24 protein-coding genes, 1 tRNA gene and 1 other RNA gene are annotated in these 20726 nt (G+C 63.0%); 7 read left to right on the top strand and 19 right to left on the bottom strand.

The annotated features are described in order from the left end of the window. Positions 1-5: 5 nt before the first annotated feature. From nuoH to efp, 12 genes are all read right to left on the bottom strand, one after another. Positions 6-1049: an NADH-quinone oxidoreductase subunit NuoH gene (gene nuoH / locus QUV11_RS00730; RefSeq protein ID WP_289618672.1), complete on the bottom strand. Its 1044-nt coding sequence runs from the start codon at positions 1047-1049 to the stop codon at positions 6-8. After that, the gene (gene nuoG, locus QUV11_RS00725) at positions 1046-3064 is read right to left on the bottom strand and encodes an NADH-quinone oxidoreductase subunit NuoG (RefSeq protein WP_289618671.1); all 2019 of its coding nucleotides are present in this window, start codon (positions 3062-3064) and stop codon (positions 1046-1048) included. The genes nuoH and nuoG overlap by 4 nt, the downstream gene beginning before the upstream one ends. A gap of 6 nt (positions 3065-3070) precedes the next feature. Then, complete coding sequence (locus QUV11_RS00720; protein ID WP_300879982.1) at positions 3071-3709, bottom strand: hypothetical protein; 639 nt, start codon at positions 3707-3709, stop codon at positions 3071-3073. Beyond that, positions 3706-5013 (bottom strand): NADH-quinone oxidoreductase subunit NuoF, encoded by a 1308-nt coding sequence (nuoF, locus tag QUV11_RS00715; RefSeq protein WP_300879981.1) that lies wholly within the window; start codon positions 5011-5013, stop codon positions 3706-3708. The genes QUV11_RS00720 and nuoF overlap by 4 nt, the downstream gene beginning before the upstream one ends. Continuing rightward, entirely contained in the window at positions 5013-5681 is a 669-nt protein-coding gene (nuoE, locus tag QUV11_RS00710) for an NADH-quinone oxidoreductase subunit NuoE (protein ID WP_300879980.1), read from the bottom strand. The genes nuoF and nuoE overlap by 1 nt, the downstream gene beginning before the upstream one ends. Further along, complete coding sequence (locus QUV11_RS00705; RefSeq protein WP_300880052.1) at positions 5681-6004, bottom strand: nuclear transport factor 2 family protein; 324 nt, start codon at positions 6002-6004, stop codon at positions 5681-5683. The genes nuoE and QUV11_RS00705 overlap by 1 nt, the downstream gene beginning before the upstream one ends. Before the next feature lie 8 nt (positions 6005-6012). Continuing rightward, positions 6013-7257, bottom strand: coding sequence for an NADH-quinone oxidoreductase subunit D (locus QUV11_RS00700; protein WP_300879979.1), 1245 nt, complete (start codon positions 7255-7257; stop codon positions 6013-6015). Then, positions 7254-8009 carry an NADH-quinone oxidoreductase subunit C gene (locus QUV11_RS00695; protein ID WP_300879978.1) on the bottom strand — a complete coding sequence of 252 codons (756 nt, stop codon included), beginning with the start codon at positions 8007-8009 and terminating at the stop codon, positions 7254-7256. Before QUV11_RS00695 ends, QUV11_RS00700 begins: the two co-directional genes overlap by 4 nt. 46 nt (positions 8010-8055) lie before the next feature. Further along, the gene (locus tag QUV11_RS00690; protein ID WP_300880051.1) at positions 8056-8613 is read right to left on the bottom strand and encodes an NADH-quinone oxidoreductase subunit B family protein; all 558 of its coding nucleotides are present in this window, start codon (positions 8611-8613) and stop codon (positions 8056-8058) included. An 8-nt stretch (positions 8614-8621) separates the two neighbouring features. After that, positions 8622-8987, bottom strand: coding sequence for an NADH-quinone oxidoreductase subunit A (locus tag QUV11_RS00685; protein WP_289618669.1), 366 nt, complete (start codon positions 8985-8987; stop codon positions 8622-8624). A 226-nt stretch (positions 8988-9213) separates the two neighbouring features. Then, entirely contained in the window at positions 9214-10032 is an 819-nt protein-coding gene (locus QUV11_RS00680; RefSeq protein ID WP_300879977.1) for an inositol monophosphatase family protein, read from the bottom strand. Between the two features lie 15 nt (positions 10033-10047). After that, positions 10048-10611: an elongation factor P gene (gene efp, locus QUV11_RS00675; protein ID WP_300879976.1), complete on the bottom strand. Its 564-nt coding sequence runs from the start codon at positions 10609-10611 to the stop codon at positions 10048-10050. A gap of 254 nt (positions 10612-10865) precedes the next feature. Here efp and QUV11_RS00670 point away from each other — a divergent pair, with 254 nt between their 5' ends. Next, positions 10866-11075, top strand: coding sequence for a hypothetical protein (locus tag QUV11_RS00670; protein WP_289618666.1), 210 nt, complete (start codon positions 10866-10868; stop codon positions 11073-11075). On the opposite strand, the gene thiE is transcribed toward QUV11_RS00670, so the two are convergent. The 5 genes from thiE to tkt form a co-directional block, all read right to left on the bottom strand. Continuing rightward, on the bottom strand, positions 11019-11657 hold the full coding sequence (thiE, locus tag QUV11_RS00665) for a thiamine phosphate synthase (protein ID WP_289618665.1): 639 nt from the start codon (positions 11655-11657) through the stop codon (positions 11019-11021). The two genes, QUV11_RS00670 and thiE, sit on opposite strands and share 57 nt — an antisense overlap. Further along, on the bottom strand, positions 11654-12526 hold the full coding sequence (locus QUV11_RS00660) for a fructose bisphosphate aldolase (protein WP_300880050.1): 873 nt from the start codon (positions 12524-12526) through the stop codon (positions 11654-11656). Before QUV11_RS00660 ends, thiE begins: the two co-directional genes overlap by 4 nt. Positions 12527-12607: 81 nt before the next feature. Next, positions 12608-13798, bottom strand: a complete 1191-nt coding sequence (gene pgk, locus QUV11_RS00655; RefSeq protein ID WP_300879975.1) for a phosphoglycerate kinase — start codon at positions 13796-13798, stop codon at positions 12608-12610. A gap of 29 nt (positions 13799-13827) precedes the next feature. Continuing rightward, positions 13828-14835 carry a type I glyceraldehyde-3-phosphate dehydrogenase gene (gene gap, locus QUV11_RS00650; RefSeq protein WP_300879974.1) on the bottom strand — a complete coding sequence of 336 codons (1008 nt, stop codon included), beginning with the start codon at positions 14833-14835 and terminating at the stop codon, positions 13828-13830. Positions 14836-14872: 37 nt separating this feature from the next. After that, positions 14873-16846, bottom strand: a complete 1974-nt coding sequence (gene tkt / locus QUV11_RS00645; protein ID WP_300879973.1) for a transketolase — start codon at positions 16844-16846, stop codon at positions 14873-14875. Positions 16847-17044: 198 nt separating this feature from the next. On the opposite strand from tkt, the gene QUV11_RS00640 reads away from it, so the two are divergent. From QUV11_RS00640 to QUV11_RS00620, 5 genes are all read left to right on the top strand, one after another. Then, complete coding sequence (locus QUV11_RS00640; RefSeq protein WP_300879972.1) at positions 17045-17245, top strand: hypothetical protein; 201 nt, start codon at positions 17045-17047, stop codon at positions 17243-17245. A gap of 7 nt (positions 17246-17252) precedes the next feature. Next, complete coding sequence (locus tag QUV11_RS00635; protein ID WP_300879971.1) at positions 17253-17627, top strand: cell division protein ZapA; 375 nt, start codon at positions 17253-17255, stop codon at positions 17625-17627. Positions 17628-17634: 7 nt separating this feature from the next. Next, positions 17635-17791: non-coding RNA, 6S RNA (ssrS, locus tag QUV11_RS00630), on the top strand. Positions 17792-17864: 73 nt separating this feature from the next. Beyond that, entirely contained in the window at positions 17865-18458 is a 594-nt protein-coding gene (locus QUV11_RS00625) for a 5-formyltetrahydrofolate cyclo-ligase (protein ID WP_300879970.1), read from the top strand. Further along, positions 18455-18664: a DUF2842 domain-containing protein gene (locus QUV11_RS00620; RefSeq protein ID WP_300879969.1), complete on the top strand. Its 210-nt coding sequence runs from the start codon at positions 18455-18457 to the stop codon at positions 18662-18664. Before QUV11_RS00625 ends, QUV11_RS00620 begins: the two co-directional genes overlap by 4 nt. Positions 18665-18735: 71 nt before the next feature. On the opposite strand, the gene QUV11_RS00615 is transcribed toward QUV11_RS00620, so the two are convergent. After that, positions 18736-18812: transfer RNA gene (locus QUV11_RS00615), tRNA-Asp, on the bottom strand. A 54-nt stretch (positions 18813-18866) separates the two neighbouring features. After that, positions 18867-20036: an AI-2E family transporter gene (locus QUV11_RS00610; RefSeq protein WP_300879968.1), complete on the bottom strand. Its 1170-nt coding sequence runs from the start codon at positions 20034-20036 to the stop codon at positions 18867-18869. A gap of 191 nt (positions 20037-20227) precedes the next feature. Here QUV11_RS00610 and QUV11_RS00605 point away from each other — a divergent pair, with 191 nt between their 5' ends. Beyond that, positions 20228-20692 carry a hypothetical protein gene (locus tag QUV11_RS00605; protein ID WP_300879967.1) on the top strand — a complete coding sequence of 155 codons (465 nt, stop codon included), beginning with the start codon at positions 20228-20230 and terminating at the stop codon, positions 20690-20692. Positions 20693-20726: the final 34 nt, after the last annotated feature.

Here is a 20726-nt window from a genome sequence, read left to right as displayed (position 1 = left end):
GTCTCTCAGACCCCGTAACGTGTCAGCATCAGATAGCCCGACACCAGGAATACCCACAGCAGCGAAATCGGCAGGAACACCTTCCAGCCCAGCCGCATCAGCTGGTCATACCGGTAACGGGGAACCGTCGCCTTGACCCAGCTGAAGATGAAGAAGAACGCCGAGATCTTGAAGATCAGCCAGAAGATGCCGGGGATCGCATAGAGCGGCGCCCAATCGACCGGCGGCAGCCAGCCACCCCAGAACAGCAGCGCGTTGAGCGTGCACATCAGCAGCACGTTGGCGTACTCTCCGAGCCAAAACAAAGCGAAGGCCATCGACGAATATTCGGTCTGATAGCCCGCGACCAGCTCGCTTTCGGCCTCGGTGAGATCGAACGGTGCGCGCGCGGTTTCGGCCAGCGACGAGATCAGGAACATCACCGCCATCGGGAACAGCAGCAGGTTGAAGCCATACCAATTGATGAAGCCCAGCCCGTGGCCGCGCTGCGCCTCGACGATGGCATTGAGATTGAAGCTGCCGGTAAACATCACCACCGTAATGATGATGAAGCCGATCGAGACTTCGTACGAGATCATCTGCGCCGCCGCACGCAGCGCCGAGAAGAACGGGTATTTCGAGTTGGACGCCCAGCCGGCGATCATCACGCCATACACGCCCAGCGAACTGACCGCGAAGATGTAGAGCAAGCCGACGTTGATGTCGGCGAGCACCATGTCCTGATCGAACGGGATCACCGCCCATGACAGCAGCGCCACGGTGAAGGTGATGATCGGCGCGATCAGGAACAGGCCCTTGTTGGCGCCCGATGGAATGATCGTTTCCTGCAGGAACACCTTCAATGCGTCGGCGAAGCTCTGCAGGATACCGAATGGCCCGACCACATTGGGTCCGCGCCGCAGCGCCATCGAGGCCCAGATCTTGCGGTCGAAATAGATCACGATCGCCACCGACAGCATCACCGGAAGCGCGATCAGCAGGATCAGGATCAGGTTGGCAACAAGCCAGCCCCAGCCCATGCCGAGCGATGATTGGAAAAACTCGGTCATTCCGCGGCCTCCAGCATCGCTTCGCCGTGCAGCAGTTCAGCCGAGCAGCGCTGCATCGTGCCGCTGGCGCGGGCGATGGCGTTGGTGAGGTAGAAATCCTTGATCGGATAGCCGACCGGGCCGGACGGGCTTGCCGTCAGCTTCGGCGGCGCCCAGTCGAACGAGGCAAGACCTTCCACGCCCAAAGCCGGCTCCGCAGCGACCATCGCGCTGCGGCATTCGGCAAAGGTATCGAACGGCAATTTGTGGCCCAGAACCTCGGACAGCGCGCGCAGGATCGACCAGTCCTCGCGGGCATCGCCCGGCGCGAACACGGCCTTGTCGCTCATCTGCACCCGGCCCTCGACATTGACATAGGTGCCGTTCTTCTCGGGATACGCAGCCGATGGCAGGATGACGTCGGCCGCTGCAGCCCCCTTGTCGCCATGATGGCCGATGAACACCTTGAAGCTGCCATCGAACTGGGTGAAATCGACCTCGTCGGCGCCGAGCGCGACCAACAGCTTCGGCTTGGCCGCGACCAGATCGGCGATGCCGCCGGGCTGCGCCCAGCCGAGCATCAGCCCGCCCATGCGCGATGCCGCCATGTGCAGCACGTTGAAGCCGTTCCAGGGTCCGTCCTCGGTGTCGCGGACCATGTTGAAGGTCTCGGCGAGCGCCAGCGCTGCGCCATGCGCGCCATCGACACCCAAAGCGCCGCCACCCATGATCAAGGCAGGCCGCGCGGCCCCCTTGAAGACGTCAGCGACCGCATCGGGCAGCGTGGCCAGCAGGCCCATGTCGTTGCCCAGCCATTCGGCCTTGTAGGTCAGGTCGATTTCTTCGCCGATGGCATAGACCTTGGCGCCGTGCTTGATCGCCTTGCGGATGCGGGTGTTGACCAGAGGCGCTTCCCAGCGCGGATTGGTGCCCACCAGCAGGATCGCATCGGCGGTCTCGATGCCGTTGAGCGTCGAGTTGAAATTCACCGCAGACAGGCTGGAGACGTCGTATTTCAGACCGGTCTGACGGCCTTCGATAAGGGTCGAGCCCATCGCCGCCAGCAATTCGCGCGCGGCGAACAGGGTTTCGCAATCAAGCAGATCGCCCGCCACAGCGCCCATGCTCGATCCGGCGTTCACTGCGGCAATCGCCTGGAACGCTTCGGCCCAGCTTGCCGGGACGAGCTTGCCGTCACGGCGCACATAGGGCCGGTCGAGCCGGCGACGCATCAGGCCATCGACCGCATAGCGGGTCTTATCGTGCGCCCATTCCTCGTTGACGTCGTCGTTGACCCGCGGCAGCACGCGCATCACTTCCCTGCCCCGGCTGTCGAACCGGATGTTGGTGCCGACCGCGTCCATCACATCGATGCCCATGGTCTTCTTGAGCTCCCACGGCCGCGCCTCATAGGCATAGGGCCGCGAGGTCAGCGCGCCGACCGGGCACAGATCGATGACATTACCCGAAAGCTCGGACGAGACCGCCTTTTCGAGATAGCTGGTGATCTGCATGTTCTCGCCGCGGCCAATCGCACCGATCTGCTCGGTGCCGGCCACTTCCTCGGCAAACCGCACGCAGCGGGTGCAATGAATGCAGCGGGTCATGATCGTCTTGATGATCGGACCCATGTACTTTTCGGTCACCGCGCGCTTGTTTTCGTCATAGCGCGAACCGCCGCGGCCATAGGCCACCGACTGGTCCTGCAGGTCGCACTCGCCGCCCTGATCGCAAATCGGGCAGTCGAGCGGATGGTTGATCAGCAGGAACTCCATCACGCCTTCGCGCGCCTTTTTCACCATATCCGAGTTGGTGCGGACTTCCTGATTGTCCATCGCGGGCAGCGCGCAGCTCGCTTGCGGCTTGGGCGGTCCGGGTTTCACTTCGACCAGGCACATCCGGCAGTTGCCGGCGATGCTTAGCCGCTCGTGATAGCAGAAACGCGGGATTTCCTTGCCGGCAGCCTCGCAAGCCTGCAGCACGGTCGCACCCTGTGGGACTTCAACCTCGATCCCGTCTACGGTAAGTTTAGGCATTGCTCGTCAGTTCCGTTCTATCGTGGCGCCTGCGGCGTGATACATCGCTTCGGCTATCGCCAGTCGGAAGTAGCTAGGGTTGAGAGTGGCTTTCAGGCCTTCCGGGAAACAAGGGGCAATCTGCGGGGCCATTTTCTCGATGGTGGCGCGCTCGCCCTTGGTTCCCAGCCGCGTTTCCCGCAGCAACCTTTGGGCCTCGACCGGATGGCCCTCAACATAACAGCGGGCGATCGCGTTGATCGGCGGCCCCTTCGGCCAGGCAGCCGACGCTGCCGGACCCGGAACGCCAGGGTTTGTCCCGGCCTTTTCATACAAGGCTTCAGCAAGCGTCCCACGCAGATGCGACCGCGGGAACGACATGCGGACGAAATTGCGCATGCAAGCGTTGCTCTGCTTGTTGAACAACTGCTTGAACGCCTTCCCCTCGTCTGCCGACCCTACGTCCGTCTGCAAAAAGATGAGTGCCTTATCCCGCTTCGACGTAGCCATGCAGCGGCCCATTTCCGATATGCCCGACCAATATTCGTCCATCGTGGCGTCAACGGGTTCGCTCGACGTCCCCGAGGCGCCCGGAGCCAATTGCGCCGACGCACCAGAAGGAAGCAAGCTCGCCATCACCGCAAGCAGGACAATCGGCCGCTTCACTCCGCGGCCTCCATCAATCCGCCGCCCTGCTTCTCGACAATGCGGCGCTCCATCTCGGGGCGGAAGTGCTTGATAAGTCCCTGAATCGGCCAGGCCGCAGCGTCGCCCAATGCACAGATGGTGTGGCCTTCGACCTGCTTGGTCACTTCATACAGCGTATCGATCTCGCTGATGTCGGCATCGCCGGTGCGCATGCGTTCCATCACGCGCCACATCCAGCCGGTGCCTTCGCGGCACGGGGTGCACTGGCCGCAGCTTTCGTGCTTGTAGAAATAGCTCAGCCGGCTGATCGCCTGAACAATGTCGGTCGACTTGTCCATGACGATCACCGCCGCCGTGCCGAGGCCCGAGCCGACCTCTTTCAGCCCGTCAAAATCCATCGGCGCATCCATGATCTGCGCTGCAGGAACCAGAGGCACCGAAGAGCCGCCGGGGATCACTGCGAGCAGATTGTCCCAACCGCCGCGGATGCCGCCGCAGTGTTTTTCGATCAGGTCGCGGAACGGGATGCTCATCGCTTCCTCGACGACGCAGGGCTTGTCGACATGCCCGCTGATCTGGAAGAGCTTGGTGCCCTTGTTGTTCTCGCGCCCGAAGCTCGCAAACCAGGCCGCGCCGCGCCGCAGGATGGTCGGTACGACCGCGATCGATTCGACGTTGTTGACCGTGGTCGGGCAGCCATAGAGGCCCGCGCCTGCCGGAAACGGCGGCTTGAGCCGGGGCTGACCCTTCTTGCCTTCGAGGCTTTCGATCATCGCGGTTTCTTCGCCGCAGATATAGGCGCCGGCGCCGCGATGGACGAACACGTCGAAATCATAGCCCGACTTCGAGGCGTTCTTGCCGATCAACCCGGCTTCGTAAGCCTCGTCGACCGCTGCCTGCAGAACTTCGGCTTCGCGAATGTATTCGCCGCGGACATAGATGTACGCCGCACGCGCGCGCATCGCGAAGCCCGCGATCAGCGCGCCCTCGATCAGCTTGTGCGGATCGTGGCGCAGGATTTCACGGTCCTTGCAGCTGCCAGGCTCGGATTCATCGGCGTTGATGACCAGGAAGCTGGGACGACCGTCCTTCGATTCCTTGGGCATGAAGCTCCACTTCATGCCGGTGGGGAAGCCTGCACCGCCACGCCCACGCAGGCCCGACGCCTTCATCTCGTCGATGATCTTGTCCTGGCCCCAGGCGATCAGGTCCTTGGTGTTGTCCCAGTCGCCACGCGCCTCAGCCGCCTTGAGGTTCCACGGCTGGAAGCCATAGACGTTGGTGAAAATGCGATCCTTGTCGCTGAGAAAATCAAAGCTCATCACCATTCCCCGCGATAATCATGGTTGGCATCGACCATCGCCTTCAAGCTCGTCGGTCCGCCCTCGGGTTCGCTGGTATGACGCCCCGCGATCTGCGTCCCGGCCTTCGGGCTTTCGCCGGCGGCCAGCGCTTCGAGAATGCGCGTGGTGATGTCATAGTCCAGGTCTTCGAAGTTATCGTCGTTGATCTGGACCATCGGTGCGTTGGCGCAGTTGCCCATGCACTCAACCTCGGTCAGCGTGAACAGGCCATCGGGCGTGGTCTTGCCCTTGACCAGGCCCTTGTTGGCGCATGCTGCCATGACATCATCGCTGCCGCGCAGCAGGCACGGCGTGGTGCCGCAGACCTGCACGTGGAAGCGCCCGACCGGTGCGAGATTGTACATGGTGTAGAAGCTCGCGACCTCATAGGCCCGGATATAGGGCATATCCAGCATCGCTGCGACATACTCGATCACCGGCACCGGCAACCACCCTTGCGTCTGCGTATCTGCGCCGACCTGGCGCTGCGCCAGATCGAGCAGAGGCATCACCGCGGAGCGCTGGCGCCCTTCGGGATAGCGCGAAATGAACGTTTTCGCCTTGGCGAGATTCTCGTCCGTGAATGCAAAACCGCCCCAGCGGGCGCGGGTTTCGGCTTCATCGGGGATATGGGCTGCGTCAGCCATCAGCGGACAAACTCCACGCGCGACACCTTGTCGCCTTTGAAACTGTAGATCGACATGACCTCGAACGGTTCGGCATCTGCCGAGCGCGACACGCGCTCGTGCAATACGACATGCTCGCCGAGCATATGGCCCGACAGGATTTCCGCGTGGTTGCCCGGAAACTCGGCGAACATCGACTTGAGGCCAGCGCGCACGCCCTCCTTGCCGTTGCGCAGCACGTCACCACGATAACCCGCTTCGCAGGCATCGTCGGTCATCAGCGCGACATAGGCGTCAGCGTCCTGCGCATTGTAATGGGCGATCATCGCCTCTGCGACAGCCATCTGGACGGTCACCGGTCACACTCCCCGAACACGACGTCGATTGCGCCCAGGATGGCGGTCGCATCGGACAGCATGTGCCCGCGCGTCATGAAATCCATCGCCTGAAGATGCGAGAACGCAGTCGGGCGGATCTTGCAACGGTACGGCTTGTTGGTGCCATCACTGACCAGATACACGCCGAACTCGCCCTTGGGGCTCTCGGTCGCGACATAGACTTCGCCCGCCGGAACGTGGAAGCCCTCGGTGTAAAGCTTGAAGTGATGGATCAAGGCTTCCATCGACTGCTTCATCTCGGCGCGCTTGGGCGGCACGACCTTGCGGTCGGACGAGGCGATCGGGCCTTCGGGCATCTCGTTGAGGCACTGGCGCATGATGCGAGCCGACTGGCGCACTTCCTCGACGCGGACCATGAAGCGATCATAGCAATCGCCGCGGGTACCGACGGGCACGTCGAACTCCATGCGGTCATAGACATCATAAGGCTGCGACTTGCGCAAATCCCAGGGAATGCCGCTGCCGCGGATCATCGGCCCGGAAAAGCCCCAGCGCACCGCATCATCCTTGGACACGACCGCGATATCGACATTGCGCTGCTTGAAGATGCGGTTGTCGATGACAAGGCTCATCGCATCCTCGAACAGCTTCGGGAAGGTGTCGAGCCAGTCAGCCAGATCGGTGAGCAGCTTGAGCGGCACGTCCTGATGGACGCCGCCGGGACGGAACCATGCACTGTGCATCCGCGCACCGGACGCGCGCTCGAAGAAGTTGAGGCAATCCTCGCGGATCTCGAACAGCCAAAGGTTCGGCGTCATCGCGCCGACGTCCATCACATGCGCACCCAGGTTGAGCATGTGGTTGCAGATGCGAGTCAGCTCAGCAAACAGCACGCGCAGATATTGCGCGCGCAGCGGAACCTCGAGGTTGAGCAGCTTCTCGATGGCGAGCACATAGCTGTATTCCATCGCCAGCGGCGAACAGTAATCGAGCCGGTCGAAGTACGGCAGCGCCTGCAGATAGGTCTTGTACTCGATCAGCTTTTCGGTGCCGCGGTGCAGCAGCCCGACATGGCAATCGATGCGCTCGACGATTTCACCTTCGAGCTCCATCACCATACGCAGCACGCCGTGCGCTGCCGGGTGCTGAGGACCGAAGTTGATCGTGTAGTTCTGGATTTCCAGATCGGCCGAATCCTGCTCGATCTGCCCGGGTTCGGACGTCGCGCCGGCAATATCGTGGAGTGCCTCGGTGGTCATGCCTTGTCACCCTTCTTGTCGGCGGGCTTCTCGGCAGCAGCCTCAGGGCTGGGCTTGGCAGCTTCCTTATTGGCAGCGCGGCCCGCGCCGGTGTCCGATTTTTTCTCGGTGGTCTTGGGAGTGTCGACATGCGGCGGACCACCCAGCGACTTCTCGTCGCCCGGAAGCACATAATCCGCGCCCTCCCAGGGCGAGGTGAAGTCGAAGTTGCGGAAATCCTGCGCGAGCTTGACCGGCTCGTAGATCACCCTGCCCTGCTCCTCGGAATAGCGCATCTCGCTATAGCCGGTGAGCGGGAAGTCCTTGCGGAAGGGATGGCCGCGGAAGCCATAATCGGTGAGGATGCGACGCAGATCGGGGTTGCCGGCGAAAATCACGCCATACATGTCGTAGACTTCGCGCTCGAGCCAGCCGGCGACCGGCCAGATCGTGGTGACGGTCGGCACCGCGGTATCCTCGTCGGTCGTACAGGCGACGCGGATGCGGTGGTTCTTGGTCAGGCTCAAAAGGCAATAGACGACCTCGAAACGTTCAGCGCGCTCGGGATAGTCGACGCCAGCGATTTCAACGAGTTGCTGGTACTCGTAACGATCACGCAACAGGTCGAGCGCCTCGGCAATCGCCTCGCGCCGGACGGTGAAGCAATACTCGCCCTGCGCGAAACGCGTCGCGATCAGCCGGTCACCCAGCGTCGCGGCGACAGCATCGCCCAAGCCTTCCAGAACGGCATAGCGTGGTGCCGAATGTCCCATGTGCGTCCCTTATCCGGCCTGCCTCCACGACAGGCCTTCTCAACTCTCAGCGCTCGATCGTGCCGATCCGGCGGATCTTGCGCTGCAACTGCATCACGCCGTAGAGCAGCGCCTCGGCGGTCGGCGGGCAGCCGGGGACATAGATGTCCACCGGCACGATGCGGTCGCAGCCGCGCACCACCGAATAGCTGTAATGGTAATAGCCGCCGCCATTGGCGCAGCTGCCCATCGAAATCACGTATTTCGGCTCGGACATCTGATCATAGACGCGGCGCAGCGCCGGTGCCATCTTGTTGCACAGCGTGCCCGCGACGATCATCACGTCCGACTGCCGCGGCGATGCGCGAGGCGCGACGCCGAAGCGCTCCATGTCGTAGCGCGGCATGCTCACATGGATCATCTCCACAGCGCAGCAAGCCAGACCAAAGGTCATCCACCACAAGGAACCGGTGCGCGCCCATTGGAACAGCTCTTCGGTCGAGGTGACCAGAAAGCCCTTGTCGGCGACTTCGGCGTTGATGTCGTTGAGGAACCCGACGTCAGGCAGCGTACCCGTGCCGGGCACGAGTGCGCCACCGGGCGCGCCAGCAGGCGTTGCGACCATCTTCGGTTCTACTCCCAATCCAGCGCTCCCATTTTCCACTCGTAAACAAACCCCACGGTGAGGATGCCCAAAAACACCATCATCGCCGCCCAGGCTTCCCAGCCCAGATCGAGGAATGTCACCGCCCAGGGGAACAGAAACGCCACCTCAAGGTCGAAGATGATGAACAGGATTGCCACCAGATAGAAGCGAACGTCGAACTTGCTGCGCGAATCCTCGAACGCGGGAAAACCGCATTCATATTCGCTCAGTTTGGCGACGGTGGGTTTGTGCGCTCCGGTAAGCCGCGACACCCCGATCGGAAGGAAAACAAATGCCACCGACAAGAGCAGAGCGACCGCCAGGAACAGCAAAATTGGCAGATATTCGGCCATGTGCGTATCCCGCTTGTGCGTGTTGCTTGGGCGGTCTTTAGGCCAGCCCGTCGCCTATCGCAACCCGGGTGGACCCCTTTTTTGCGGTAAAGCCGACGCCCTCAATAACGCCCGAATATTGCGGGATCTGAAGGCTCGAGACACGATGTGTTCGCGATTGCCGCGCCCGAGTGGATCACCCTGTGCGCGAAGCGAACCCGCCTTGGCGCAACCGCCAATGGCTCGGTCAGCGCAGCGCGCCGACCAGCAGCTTGTGCAGCCGCGAATGCAGCGAATCGTTGCCTGCAATCACCTGCTGGCGCTCCATAGGCTGGGCACCGCCGCGATAATCGGTGACGAAGCCGCCCGCTTCGCGCACCAGCAGAATTCCGGCGGCCACATCCCACGGCTTGAGGCCGCTTTCCCAGAAGCCGTCGAACTTGCCCGCAGCGACCCACGCCATATCGAGCGATGCGGCGCCAAAGCGGCGAATACCGGCGACTTCGGGTGCGATCGCGCCGAAAATCCGCGTCCATTCGCCGATGTCGCCGTGCCCCAGAAACGGAATGCCGGTGGCGATCAGCGCTTCGTTGAGGCTGCGACGGCCCGACACGCGCAGACGGCGGTCGTGCAGCCATGCGCCGCGCGACTTTTCCGCCCAATAGCTCTCGTCTGTGACCGGCTGATAGATTAGCGCGGCGCTGATTTCGCCCCAGCCCTTGCCGTCCAGCGTCGGCTCCTGCACCGCGATCGAGATCGCGAAATGCGGAATGCCGTGGAGGAAGTTGCTGGTGCCGTCGAGCGGATCGATGATGAAGCGCGGCTTGCCGGGCTCGGCGGGAATGTCGCCGCCCTCTTCGAGCATGAAGCCCCAGCCGGGACGCGCCTTGCTCAGCTCGTCATACAGGATGCGCTCGGCGCGCTGATCGGCCTTGGAGACGAAATCCGCCGGCCCCTTTTGCGAGACCTGCAGGTGCTCGACCTCGCCGAAGTCACGGCGCAGCCGTCCCCCCGCCTTGCGCGCGGCGCTTTCCATGACACGGATGATGGCTGAGATGGCAGGCATTGCGATAAGGTCCGATCAATCCGCCTTGCGGACATATTCCTTGGCGTAGACGTCGACGATGATCCGCGTGCCGCTGCTGATGTGCGGCGGAACCATGACGCGCACGCCATTGTCGAGGATTGCAGGCTTGTAGCTCGAAGAAGCGGTCTGTCCCTTCACCACGGCGTCGGCCTCGACGATCGTGGCTTCGATCTGGTCAGGCAGCTGCACCGAAATCGGGCGCTCGTCGTACATTTCGAGGGTGACCTGCATGCCGTCCTGCAGGAAGGCAGCTTCGTCCCCCAGCAGCTTGGCCGCGATGGTAATCTGCTCGAAATTCTCTTCGTCCATGAACACGAAGGACTCGCCGTCGGCGAACAGGAACTGGAAGTCCTTGGTATCAAGCCGGACCTTTTCGACCGTATCCTGGCTGCGATAGCGGATGTTGGTCTTGCGGCCGTCTTCGAGGTTCTTCATCTCGACCTGCATGAACGCACCGCCCTTGCCGGGCTGGGTATGCTGGATCTTGCCGACTTTCCAGATACCACCTTCATGTTCCAGAATGTTGCCGGGGCGAATATCGACACCGCTGATCTTCATGCGAGGCTCGTTTCCATCAGGTTTCAGGGATTGGACAGGCCCTCTAGGCGTTGGGCGCTGGCATGGCAAGGGCTTTGGGCGATGAACGGGCCGCCAGCCCCCACCCGCGCATGCGTCTGACCGATGGCTGAGGCACCCCGGTCGACAAAGCCCCGAAATGGCTGTTTCTTCCTATATAGGGACACTGCCAGATAGTAGATGGGAAACATCGGCAATGGCTGCTAAAAAGCCACCGGGGATTGGATCAGACACTCATGCCATTGTTCAGCATCAAGACGCCCGCGGCCGGCATCTTCGGCAAGGCCCGCAACCAGATTGACGCGGCACATGCAGCGCGCGGCGAGGCTGTCCCTGGTGTCGAAGAGTTCGAAGCCGATTTCGTCAGCTACCTTGCCCGGCTGGATGCCTCAGTCGGCAGTCGCTCTGCCCTTGGCCATGAGCGCAAGGAACTGTCGCACGGCTGATGCCGGCCCCTCGGGGTGGTTCCACACGCCACCCGACACCGCGATGAAGTCGGTTCCGGTCGCCACGATCGCCGCGACGTTGTCCACCGTGATCCCGCCGATGGCGACGCAGGGCGGCTCCATCATCGATGACCACCACTCCAGAATTTCCGGCTCGGCCTGGATCTTCGCGTCCTTGGTGCTGCTTGGGAAGAACGCCCCAAACGCGACATAGTCCGCGCCCATCTCGCCGGCTTCGAGCGCCAGATGGCGGCTGTTGTGACAGGTCACGCCGATCTGCGCCTCCTTGCCCAGTTCCTCGCGCGCCTCGCGCGGGTCTCCGTCGCCCTGCCCCAGATGCACGCCATCGGCGCCAAGCCGCTTGGCGAGCGCGACATCATCGTTGACGATAAACGCGCAATCATGCTCGCGGCAGATCTCGAGCAGCGGCGCGGCAAGCCGTGCCGCCTCGTGCTGGTCGAGACCCTTGACCCGGAACTGGAACGCGGCCACCGGCCCCGCCTCCAGCGCAGCCCGCAGCCGGTCCGGGAAATCCCCGCCCACATCGAGCGGGGAGATCAGATAGAGTTCGCAGCCGGTCAAGCGATCGATGCCTTATGAATCTCGTCGATCGCGCCGCCGAGCGAGGCGTCGAACTCGTCGTCGCTCATCTGATGCTTGAGATCGTTGAGCAGCGCGCGCGAGAAGCTGGCGATGATGCCGCTGTTCTTGGCGAGCTCGGTGCAGGCGTCCGCGCGGCTGAAGCCGCCCGACAGCGCAACGACGCGCACCACAGCGGGATGCTTGACCAGATCGGCGAACAGCCCGGCGTTGGCGGGCAGCGAGAGCTTGAGCATCACGCGGCGCCCCTCGGGCAGCGCGTCGAGCGCCTTCTTCGTTTCGGCGAGCAGGATGTCATCGCACTGGCTGCGCGTCTCGCTCTTGATGTTCACTTCAGGCTCGATGATCGGCACCAGGCCATGGTCGAGGATCTCGCCTGCGACCTCGAACTGCTGCTTGACGATGGCCGCGATTCCGGACTGCGATGCCGAATTGATCACCGAGCGCATCTTGGTGCCGAACACGCCCTTGGCCTTGGCGCGGGCGAGAAGCTCACCCAGGCCGCTGATCGGCTTCATCATCTGCACGCCATCGGCTTCGTCTTCCAGACCCTTGTCGACCTTGAGGAATGGGACGACGCCGCGTTCCCAGAGCAAAGCCGGAACCGGCTTGCCGCCCGCTTCGCCATCCATGGTGCGTTCGAACAGGATCGCGCCGATCACCTTTTCGCCTGTGAAGCACGGCGAGGTGACGATCCGGCTGCGCATCGAGTGGATCAGCGCGAACATTTCTTCGTCACTGCCCCAGGCATCTTCTTCGACACCATAGCCCTTGAGCGCCTTGGGGGTCGATCCGCCACTCTGGTCGAGCGCGGCGATGAAGCCCGCGCCGGTCTCGATCTGGGCGAGCATCTTTTCGAAGGTTGCGGTGTCGGTCATCTGAGTTTCCCTTTGGTCTGTGCCAGGTTTATAGTTGAGGTCGAAATGGCTGGGTCAGCCTTCGAGCGCCTTGACGCCGGGCAGGACCTTGCCTTCCATCCATTCGAGGAAAGCACCGCCAGCGGTTGAAACGAAAGAGAAATCATCCGCAACACCGGCATGATTGAGCGCGGCCACGGTATCGCCCCCGCCTGCGACCGACACCAATGTGCCCTCGCGGGTAAGGGCAGCCGCCGTGCGCGCCAGCGCGACCGTGGCGGTGTCGAATGGTGGATATTCGAACGCCCCCAATGGACCGTTCCATACCAGTGTGCGGCAGGTCTTGAGCACGTCGGACAATGCCTCGACCGCCGACGCGCCGACATCGAGGATCATCTCGTCAGCGGCAACTTCGTGGACGTTGGCGGTGTGGCACGGCACGTTCGCGCCGAACTCCTTCGCCACCACGACGTCGTACGGCAGGTGGACCGTGCAATTGGCCTTGTCTGCGGCCTCGAGGATGGCATTGGCGGTATCGGCCAAGTCATGCTCGCACAAGGATTTGCCGACATCGACGCCGCGCGCGGCCAGAAAGGTGTTGGCCATGCCGCCACCGATGATCAGGTGATCGACCTTGCCGACCAGATGGGTCAGCACGTCGAGCTTGGTCGAAACCTTGGCGCCCCCGACCACCGCAGCGACCGGATGCTCGGGCTTGCCCAAAGCTGCTTCGAGCGCTTTCAATTCGGCTTCCATCGCACGACCGGCAAAAGCCGGCAGCAGATGCGCCAGACCTTCGGTGGTCACATGCGCGCGGTGCGCGGCGGAAAAGGCATCGTTGACATAGAAATCGCCCAGCGAAGCCATCTGCCTTGCCAGCACCGGATCATTCTTTTCTTCGCCGGGATAGAAGCGGCTGTTTTCCAGCACGGTGATGCTGCCAGGTTCGAGAACGTCAATCGCATGGCGGTCGGGCGAAGCGAGGAAACCGACATGCCGGCCCATGACCTCGCCCAGCGCCTCGGCGATCGGACGCAGCGTGAACTCGGGATCGACCTTGCCCTTGGGACGGCCAAAATGCGCGAGCACCAGCACCTTGGCACCGTGATCGGCGAGTTCGGCCAGCGTCGGCATCGCCGCCCGTAGCCGGGTGTCATCGGACACCCGGCCTTCGTGCATCGGTACGTTCAGATCTTCGCGAACCAGAACAGGCTTGCCTGCCACGCCGTGGCGGTCGGCAATCAGGTCATCGATGGTCTTGAACATACAGGTCCTTCTTCGGTTGGCGCTCAGGATCAGAGCAGGCCGGCCATCACGCCTGCGGTGTCGACCATGCGGTTCGAGAAGCCCCATTCATTGTCGTACCAGCTGATCACGCGGACCAGCTTGCCGTCGATGACAGAGGTTTCCAGGCTGTCGATGGTCGAACTGGCCGGGTCGTGGTTGAAGTCGATCGAAACCAGCGGCTCGTCGGTATAAGCCAGCACGCCCTTGAGCGCGCCTTCCGACGCCGCCTTGAGCGCGCCGTTGATTTCCTCGACGGTCGTGTCGCGGCCGGGGGTGAAGGTGAGATCGACGAGGCTGACGTTGGCGGTCGGAACGCGGATCGCCGAGCCGTCGAGCTTGCCCTTGAGTTCGGGCAAAACCAGACCCACCGCGCGGGCTGCGCCGGTGGTCGTGGGGATCATCGACATCGCAGCGGCGCGCGCGCGGCGCATGTCGCTGTGGATCTGGTCGAGGATCTTCTGGTCGTTGGTATAGCTGTGCACCGTGGTCATCAGGCCGCGCTCGATGCCGACGGTATCGTTCAGCACCTTGGCCATCGGCGCAAGGCAGTTGGTAGTGCAGCTGGCGTTCGAGACGACCAGATCGTCGGCGGTCAGAACGTCATGGTTGACGCCGAACACGATGGTCTTGTCGGCACCACCGGCGGGTGCCGAGATCAGCACGCGCTTGGCGCCCGCGGTCAGATGCGCGCTGGCCTTTTCCTTGTCGGCAAAGAACCCGGTGCATTCCAGCGCGATGTCGACGCCCATCTCGCCATGCGGCAGCTTGGCGGGATCGCGCTCCGAAGTGACCTTGATCGCCTTGCCGTTGACGACGATGGTGTCACCGACCGCTTCGACGGTGCCCGGGAACGGGCCATGGACGCTGTCGCGCTTGAACAGCAGCGCATTCGACTTCGCATCGGCGAGGTCGTTGATCGCGACCAGTTCAAGGTCGTGGTCGGTCCGCTCGAGCAGCGCGCGCGCCACCAGACGGCCGATACGGCCAAAACCATTGATTGCAACCTTGACTGCCATCGGAAATTCTCCTGCGATTGATATCGTGTTAGCGGCTTCAGCCCTGGCCCAGCGCGGTGTGCACGGCCGGGGTGATCTTGTCTGCGGTCAGTCCGAAATGATCGAACAGCGCCTCGATCGGTGCCGAAGCCCCGAAGGTGTCGATGCCGAATGTCAGGCCATCGCGGCCGACATACCGTTCCCAGCCAAAGGTGACGCCGGCTTCCATCGAGACCTTGAGTACGTCGGCGGGCAGCAGATCGTTGCGATAGCTTTCGCTCTGCGCATCGAACAGCGACCAGCACGGCATCGAGACGACATCCGCGCCCACGCCTGCTGATTCCAGGGCATCGGCCACCGACAGGGCGAGCGACACTTCGGACCCGGTGCCGATCAGCACGACCTGGCGCTTGTTGCCCGCCGACTTGATGCGATAGGCGCCGCGTGCGCACTGGTTGCCCTCGGCCTCGACCCGGCGGAACTGCGGCAGGTTCTGGCGGGTGAGCGCCAGCACCGTCGGCGTGGACGATGCCTGCAGCGCAAGCTCCCAGCATTCGGCGGTTTCGACGGCGTCACCGGGACGGAACACCAGCAGGTTGGGCATCATCCGCAGGCTCATGACATGCTCGACCGGCTGATGGGTCGGACCGTCCTCGCCCAGGCCGATGCTGTCATGCGTCATCACATAGATGACCCGCTGGCGCTGCAGCGCCGACAGGCGGATCGCGGCGCGGCAGTAATCGGAGAACACCAGGAAGGTGCCGCCATAGGGGATCACCCCGCCATGCAGCGCCATGCCGTTCATCGCCGCAGCCATGCCGAATTCGCGGATGCCGTAATTGACGTAACGACCGCCGTAATTATCCGCACTGAACACGCCAAGCCCTGCGGTCTTGGTGTTGTTGGAGCCGGTCAGGTCGGCCGATCCGCCCACGGTTTCAGGCATCCGCGGATTGATCGCTTCGAGCGCCAGTTCGGATGCCTTGCGGGTGGCAACCTTCTGCGGCTCGGCGAGCAGGCCCGCGATATGCTGCGACAGGCCGAAGCCCTGCGGCAGATCGCCAGCCATCCGACGCTTGAAGTCGGCGGCTTTGCCCGATGCCGACAGGCGCTCTGCCCAGGCGGCATGGGTGTCGGCGCTGCGGCGGCCAAAAGCGAGCCAGGCATCGCGGATATCCTGCGGAACATCGAACGGCGCGTGCTTCCAGCCCAGCGCGGCGCGCGCGGCGTCGACTTCGGTGGTGCCGAGCGGCGAACCATGCGTGGCCGACGTGCCCTGCTTGTTGGGCGAGCCCTTTCCGATGATCGTGGCGCACGCGATCAGCGACGGGCGCGGATCGGCGATCGCCGCGTCCATCGCGGCGCGGATCGACGCGGGATCATGGCCGTCGCAATCGACAACATGCCAGCCCGAAGCGGCATGCCGCGCGCGGATGTCCTCGCTGGTCGACAGATCGGTCGCGCCGTCGATGGTGATGCGGTTATCGTCCCACAGCACGTTGAGGTGGCCGAGCTTGAGATGCCCTGCCAGGCCAACGGCTTCGTGGTTGACGCCTTCCATCAGGCAGCCGTCGCCCGCGACCACCCAGGTGCGGTGGTCGACCAGGTCGTCACCGAACTCGGCATTGAGATGCCGCTCGGCCATCGCCATGCCGACCGCCATCGCCAGACCCTGGCCCAGCGGACCGGTGGTGCATTCGACCCCTGCCAGTTCGAAATTCTCGGGGTGGCCGGCGCAAGGGCTGTGCAACTGGCGAAAATTGCGGATGTCCTCGATCGTCGGGCGCGCATAACCGGTCAGGTGCAGCGCCGAATAGATCAGCATCGAGCCATGCCCCGCCGAGAGCACGAAGCGGTCCCGGTCGGCCCAGTCGGGTGCGGACGCATCGAATTTAAGATACTCGCCGAACAGCACGGTCGCGACATCGGCCATGCCCATGGGCATTCCCGGGTGGCCGCTGTTCGCTGCCTGCACCGCATCCATCGACAGCGCCCGAACGGCATTGGCGAGATCTTCAAAAACCACGGACATCGCCTGTAAAATCTCCAAACTGATTTCCGGTCAGCACCGTAATCGCAAGGCATCGGACAAGTTCGATGTCGCAGAAAATACGCGCCGAGTCGGCTTTGGCGTCACCCTTTGGTATCCATGGTGCACCGCGTCAAGTTCCGCAAAGCGCCGTCGGCGGCAAATTATTGCATTCGCGGCGCAAGATGCTACAGCCATTCCATGGCAAATGAACGCCTTATTCTGGCTATCGGACACATGGAGCGAGCTTTGACGCGGCTGGAAACAGCCCAGGCACGGCTTGGCGAACAGGCGGGTCGGCCGTCATCCGACGCCGACCTTGCAGACCGTCACGCACGGTTGAAAGAAGCTGCGGCCGAAGCATTGGCCGGAATCGACACCCTTCTGGCCGAAAAGCGATAACGCGCCCATGCCGGACATCCGTCTCTCGATCGCTGGTCGCATCTACACCGTCACCTGCCAGCCGGGTGAGGAAGAGCATCTCGCGCGGCTCGGATCCATGATGGACGCCGCCGCCCGCAAGGCAGGCGCTTCAGGGGGTCTGAACGAGACACGCGCGCTGCTGTTTGCCGGCCTGCTGATGGCCGACGACCTGGCCGAAGCGCAGGACCGCGAGGCGGATCAGAACCCGTCTGCGCCCGTTGACGCCGAGACCGAAAACGCTCCGGCCGATCCGCTCGAGCATGACAACGATGCCGAACTGGCCGCGCACGCGATCGAACGATTGGCCGCGCGAATCGAGAATATGGCAGAAGCCCTTGAGAAGCAGACCGATCAGTCCTAAATCAGGCGTGGGACTGCCTGGTACGAGCTGCAGAGAACATCCCTGAGGCGATACATCTTCCAAGGGAGCTGTCCCTGCCCTGGCTCAGGCCAACGGTACACGGCGCCCACCTGACGTTACTGGCGTCAGAGGATATTCCAGCAAACGGCCAAGGCGGTTCCACCCACGGCCTGCGCAAGCAAGGGCAGCGCTCGCCCGAGCCTCTGGGCGGCCACAGCCTTTGAACGGGATCTTTCAGTGACGGCCGTGATCAGTCAAAAGCGCGAACTGCGCCGTTCCATGCGCACCGGCCGCCTCGCGCACTGGCAGGCCCTGCCCGAAAGTCACCGCGCTCTCGTCTTTGGCCGTCCACCCAGAATGATCCTGCCCCTGATCGAACGGGCCGAGACGATCGGACTGTATCATGCCGTCCCGGGCGAAGTGCCCACCGACCGCTATGCGGCGCATATGCTCGATATGGGCAAGATGATCGCCCTGCCCTGGACGCGATCGCACGAAGGACCGATGACCTTCAGGCTATGGACGGGATCGGAAGCAACGCTCGAACGCGGACCTTGGGGCATCCAGCCACATGCCGCGATGCCCGAGGTGATTCCCGACGCGCTGTTCATGCCGCTGGTGGCATTCGATTCGGCCCTGAACCGGCTTGGCCAGGGCGGCGCGCATTATGACGGCTGGTGCGCCGCGCATCCCCGCACGCGCAGGATCGGGCTTGCCTGGACCGTGCAGCAGGCAGACCACGTGCCCGCCGAACCCCATGACATGCCGCTCGATGCGGTGATTACCGAGCAGCAGGTGTTGCTGCCGCAGAACGAAAGAATGCTGCCATGAAGCCGACGATACGCAAGCCTGTGGGAATCTTTGCCATCCTGGCGATCATCACCATCTGGGCGGTTATCGTCGCGAGCTTCTCGAGCGTGATCGGCAACTGGCACATCGCGGTGCAATCGATCATCTACTGCATCGCCGGGATCATCTGGATCGCGCCGATGCGCCCGCTGATGATCTGGATGGAAACAGGGCGCTGGAGCGCCTGATCCGATCATGATTTCAAGGTAGTTCCAACACGTGCGAGTGACCATTTTGCCGGAGATAATCTCCGGTCCAATGGCGCGAGTGACGGGGCTCGAACCCGCGACCTCCGGCGTGACAGGCCGGCGCTCTAACCAACTGAGCTACACCCGCATCGTGTTGGAGCGCGGCTGATAGAATTGACCATCCCACCTGTCAACAGGTGTTTCAATTTTTCCCGCGAACTGGTGAAAGTGGCTCTGCTGCTGGCGATTCCGGCTCGCGCGGCGCGCGCGTGAGTGTCCCCGATTCGAACAGGAAACCGGCGATATCCGGCTTGCCTGCTGCCGCGACGACGGTCTGGATGATGATCAGCAGCGGCACCGCCAACAGCGCGCCGGTGGTGCCCCACACCCACGCCCAATAGCTCAGCGACACGAGAATCAGCAGCGGGTTCATCGTCAGCTTGCGGCCGAGCACCGCAGGCGTGATCAGATTGGCCTCGATCAGGTGGAACACGATCTGCACGCTAGCGGGAATCAGCGCGGTCCACAGGTCGCCAAAGCTCATCAGCCCGCCCAGCGCGAGCAGCACGGCGGCGATCACCGGGCCCAGATAGGGCACGAAGTTGAGCAGCGCGACGATGCCGCCCCACATCGCAGGCGACTCCATCCCCAGCATCCACACTACAACGCCTACAGACAGCCCCAGGAGCAGGTTGATGATGGTGATCGTGGTCAGATAGGCCGACGTCGCCGAAACGACGTTCTGGATGACCCTGGCGGTCGCCATTGCACCGGTAAAGCTGCCGCGGCTGTTGATCGCGTTCTCGCGCAGCTTGGTCCACCCCGCGAGAAAGAAGAAGATCAGCAGCACGACGAACGCCATTTGCAGAGCAACGCCGGGCGCTGCGCTGGCAAACAGATCGAGCAGCGATTCGGGCGAGGCCGTCGCGGCCTTCTGCGCCCGCACCATAGACCCCGACACCAATCGTGTGGTGTCATCGACGAACTTCTGCAGATCCGAATACAGATCGATCAGCGGCGCGAGGTTTTCCATGATCTTGGGCAGCCGGTCGGGCAGCAGCAGGAACCAGTCGGCTGCCGGCACCACGATCACCGCCAACGCGCCATTGGCGATCACCAGGAACAGCACCAGGCACAGGAACGCTGCCGCCATCGAAGGCAGTCCGCGCCGCTCCATCCACTCCAGCGCGGGCACCAGGGCGATCGACAGCACGATGGCGACGGCAAGCGGCAGGAAGAACTCGGCCCCTGCCCGCATCGCGAAGGGAAACGCCAGAAACAGGGCGACACCCGCGATCAGTGCCAACGCGGCCAACAACCGGTCGCGTCGCAATTCGTCGGATAAGGAACGGTCTGGTGGAGGTAGCGACATGAATGACAATGCCCTTGGCCCGCAATCCGGGCTGTTGATTGCATATCTGCACCGAATCCCCGGCACAATCCAGCGGCATCGAAAGCAATATCGGATGGAAAATCTGCTGTCGTATTAACCATATGTTCGCTGCTGGCAGCTATCTCCCTGCCAAGCCGGACAGGGCCGGCAGGGGCAAATTGGGGTAAGGAATGCTGCGCACAACTCTCGCGCTGCTCGCCTTGGCGGCACCGGCAGCGGCGCTGGCATCGAGCGATGTTCTCACCAAATCATCTATTTTCGTCGAACGGATTGACCCGCAAGGGACCGGCGCGCGCCGCGTGCGGCTAGAGCCCGCCCGCCAGGTGAGCCGCGGCGAACGGCTGATCTATGTCGTCGAATACCGCAACACCGGCAAGCAGCCGGTGCGAGACTTCACCGTCACAAACCCCCTGCCGCGCACCGTGCGCCTCGACGAGACGGTGGACGGCAGCGAAATCGTATCGATCGACGGCGGCCGCAGCTGGGGCGTGCTGTCGGACCTGCGCGTATCGCTGGGCGAAGGCGGCTGGCGCCCGGCCAACCCCGACGACGTCACCCACCTGCGCTGGCAGGTCGGCGACCGGCTGATGCAGGGCGAGACCCGCCGGGTGACCTTCCGGGCGATTGTTAGGTAATGATTTCAAAAATTCCTCCCCTGCAAGGGGAGGT

Origin of the sequence: Blastomonas sp. (assembly GCF_030373265.1) — a bacterium.
Classification (GTDB): domain Bacteria; phylum Pseudomonadota; class Alphaproteobacteria; order Sphingomonadales; family Sphingomonadaceae; genus Blastomonas.
Note: the sequence above shows the minus strand (reverse complement) of the source record. Positions and strands in the feature narration are given on the sequence as shown.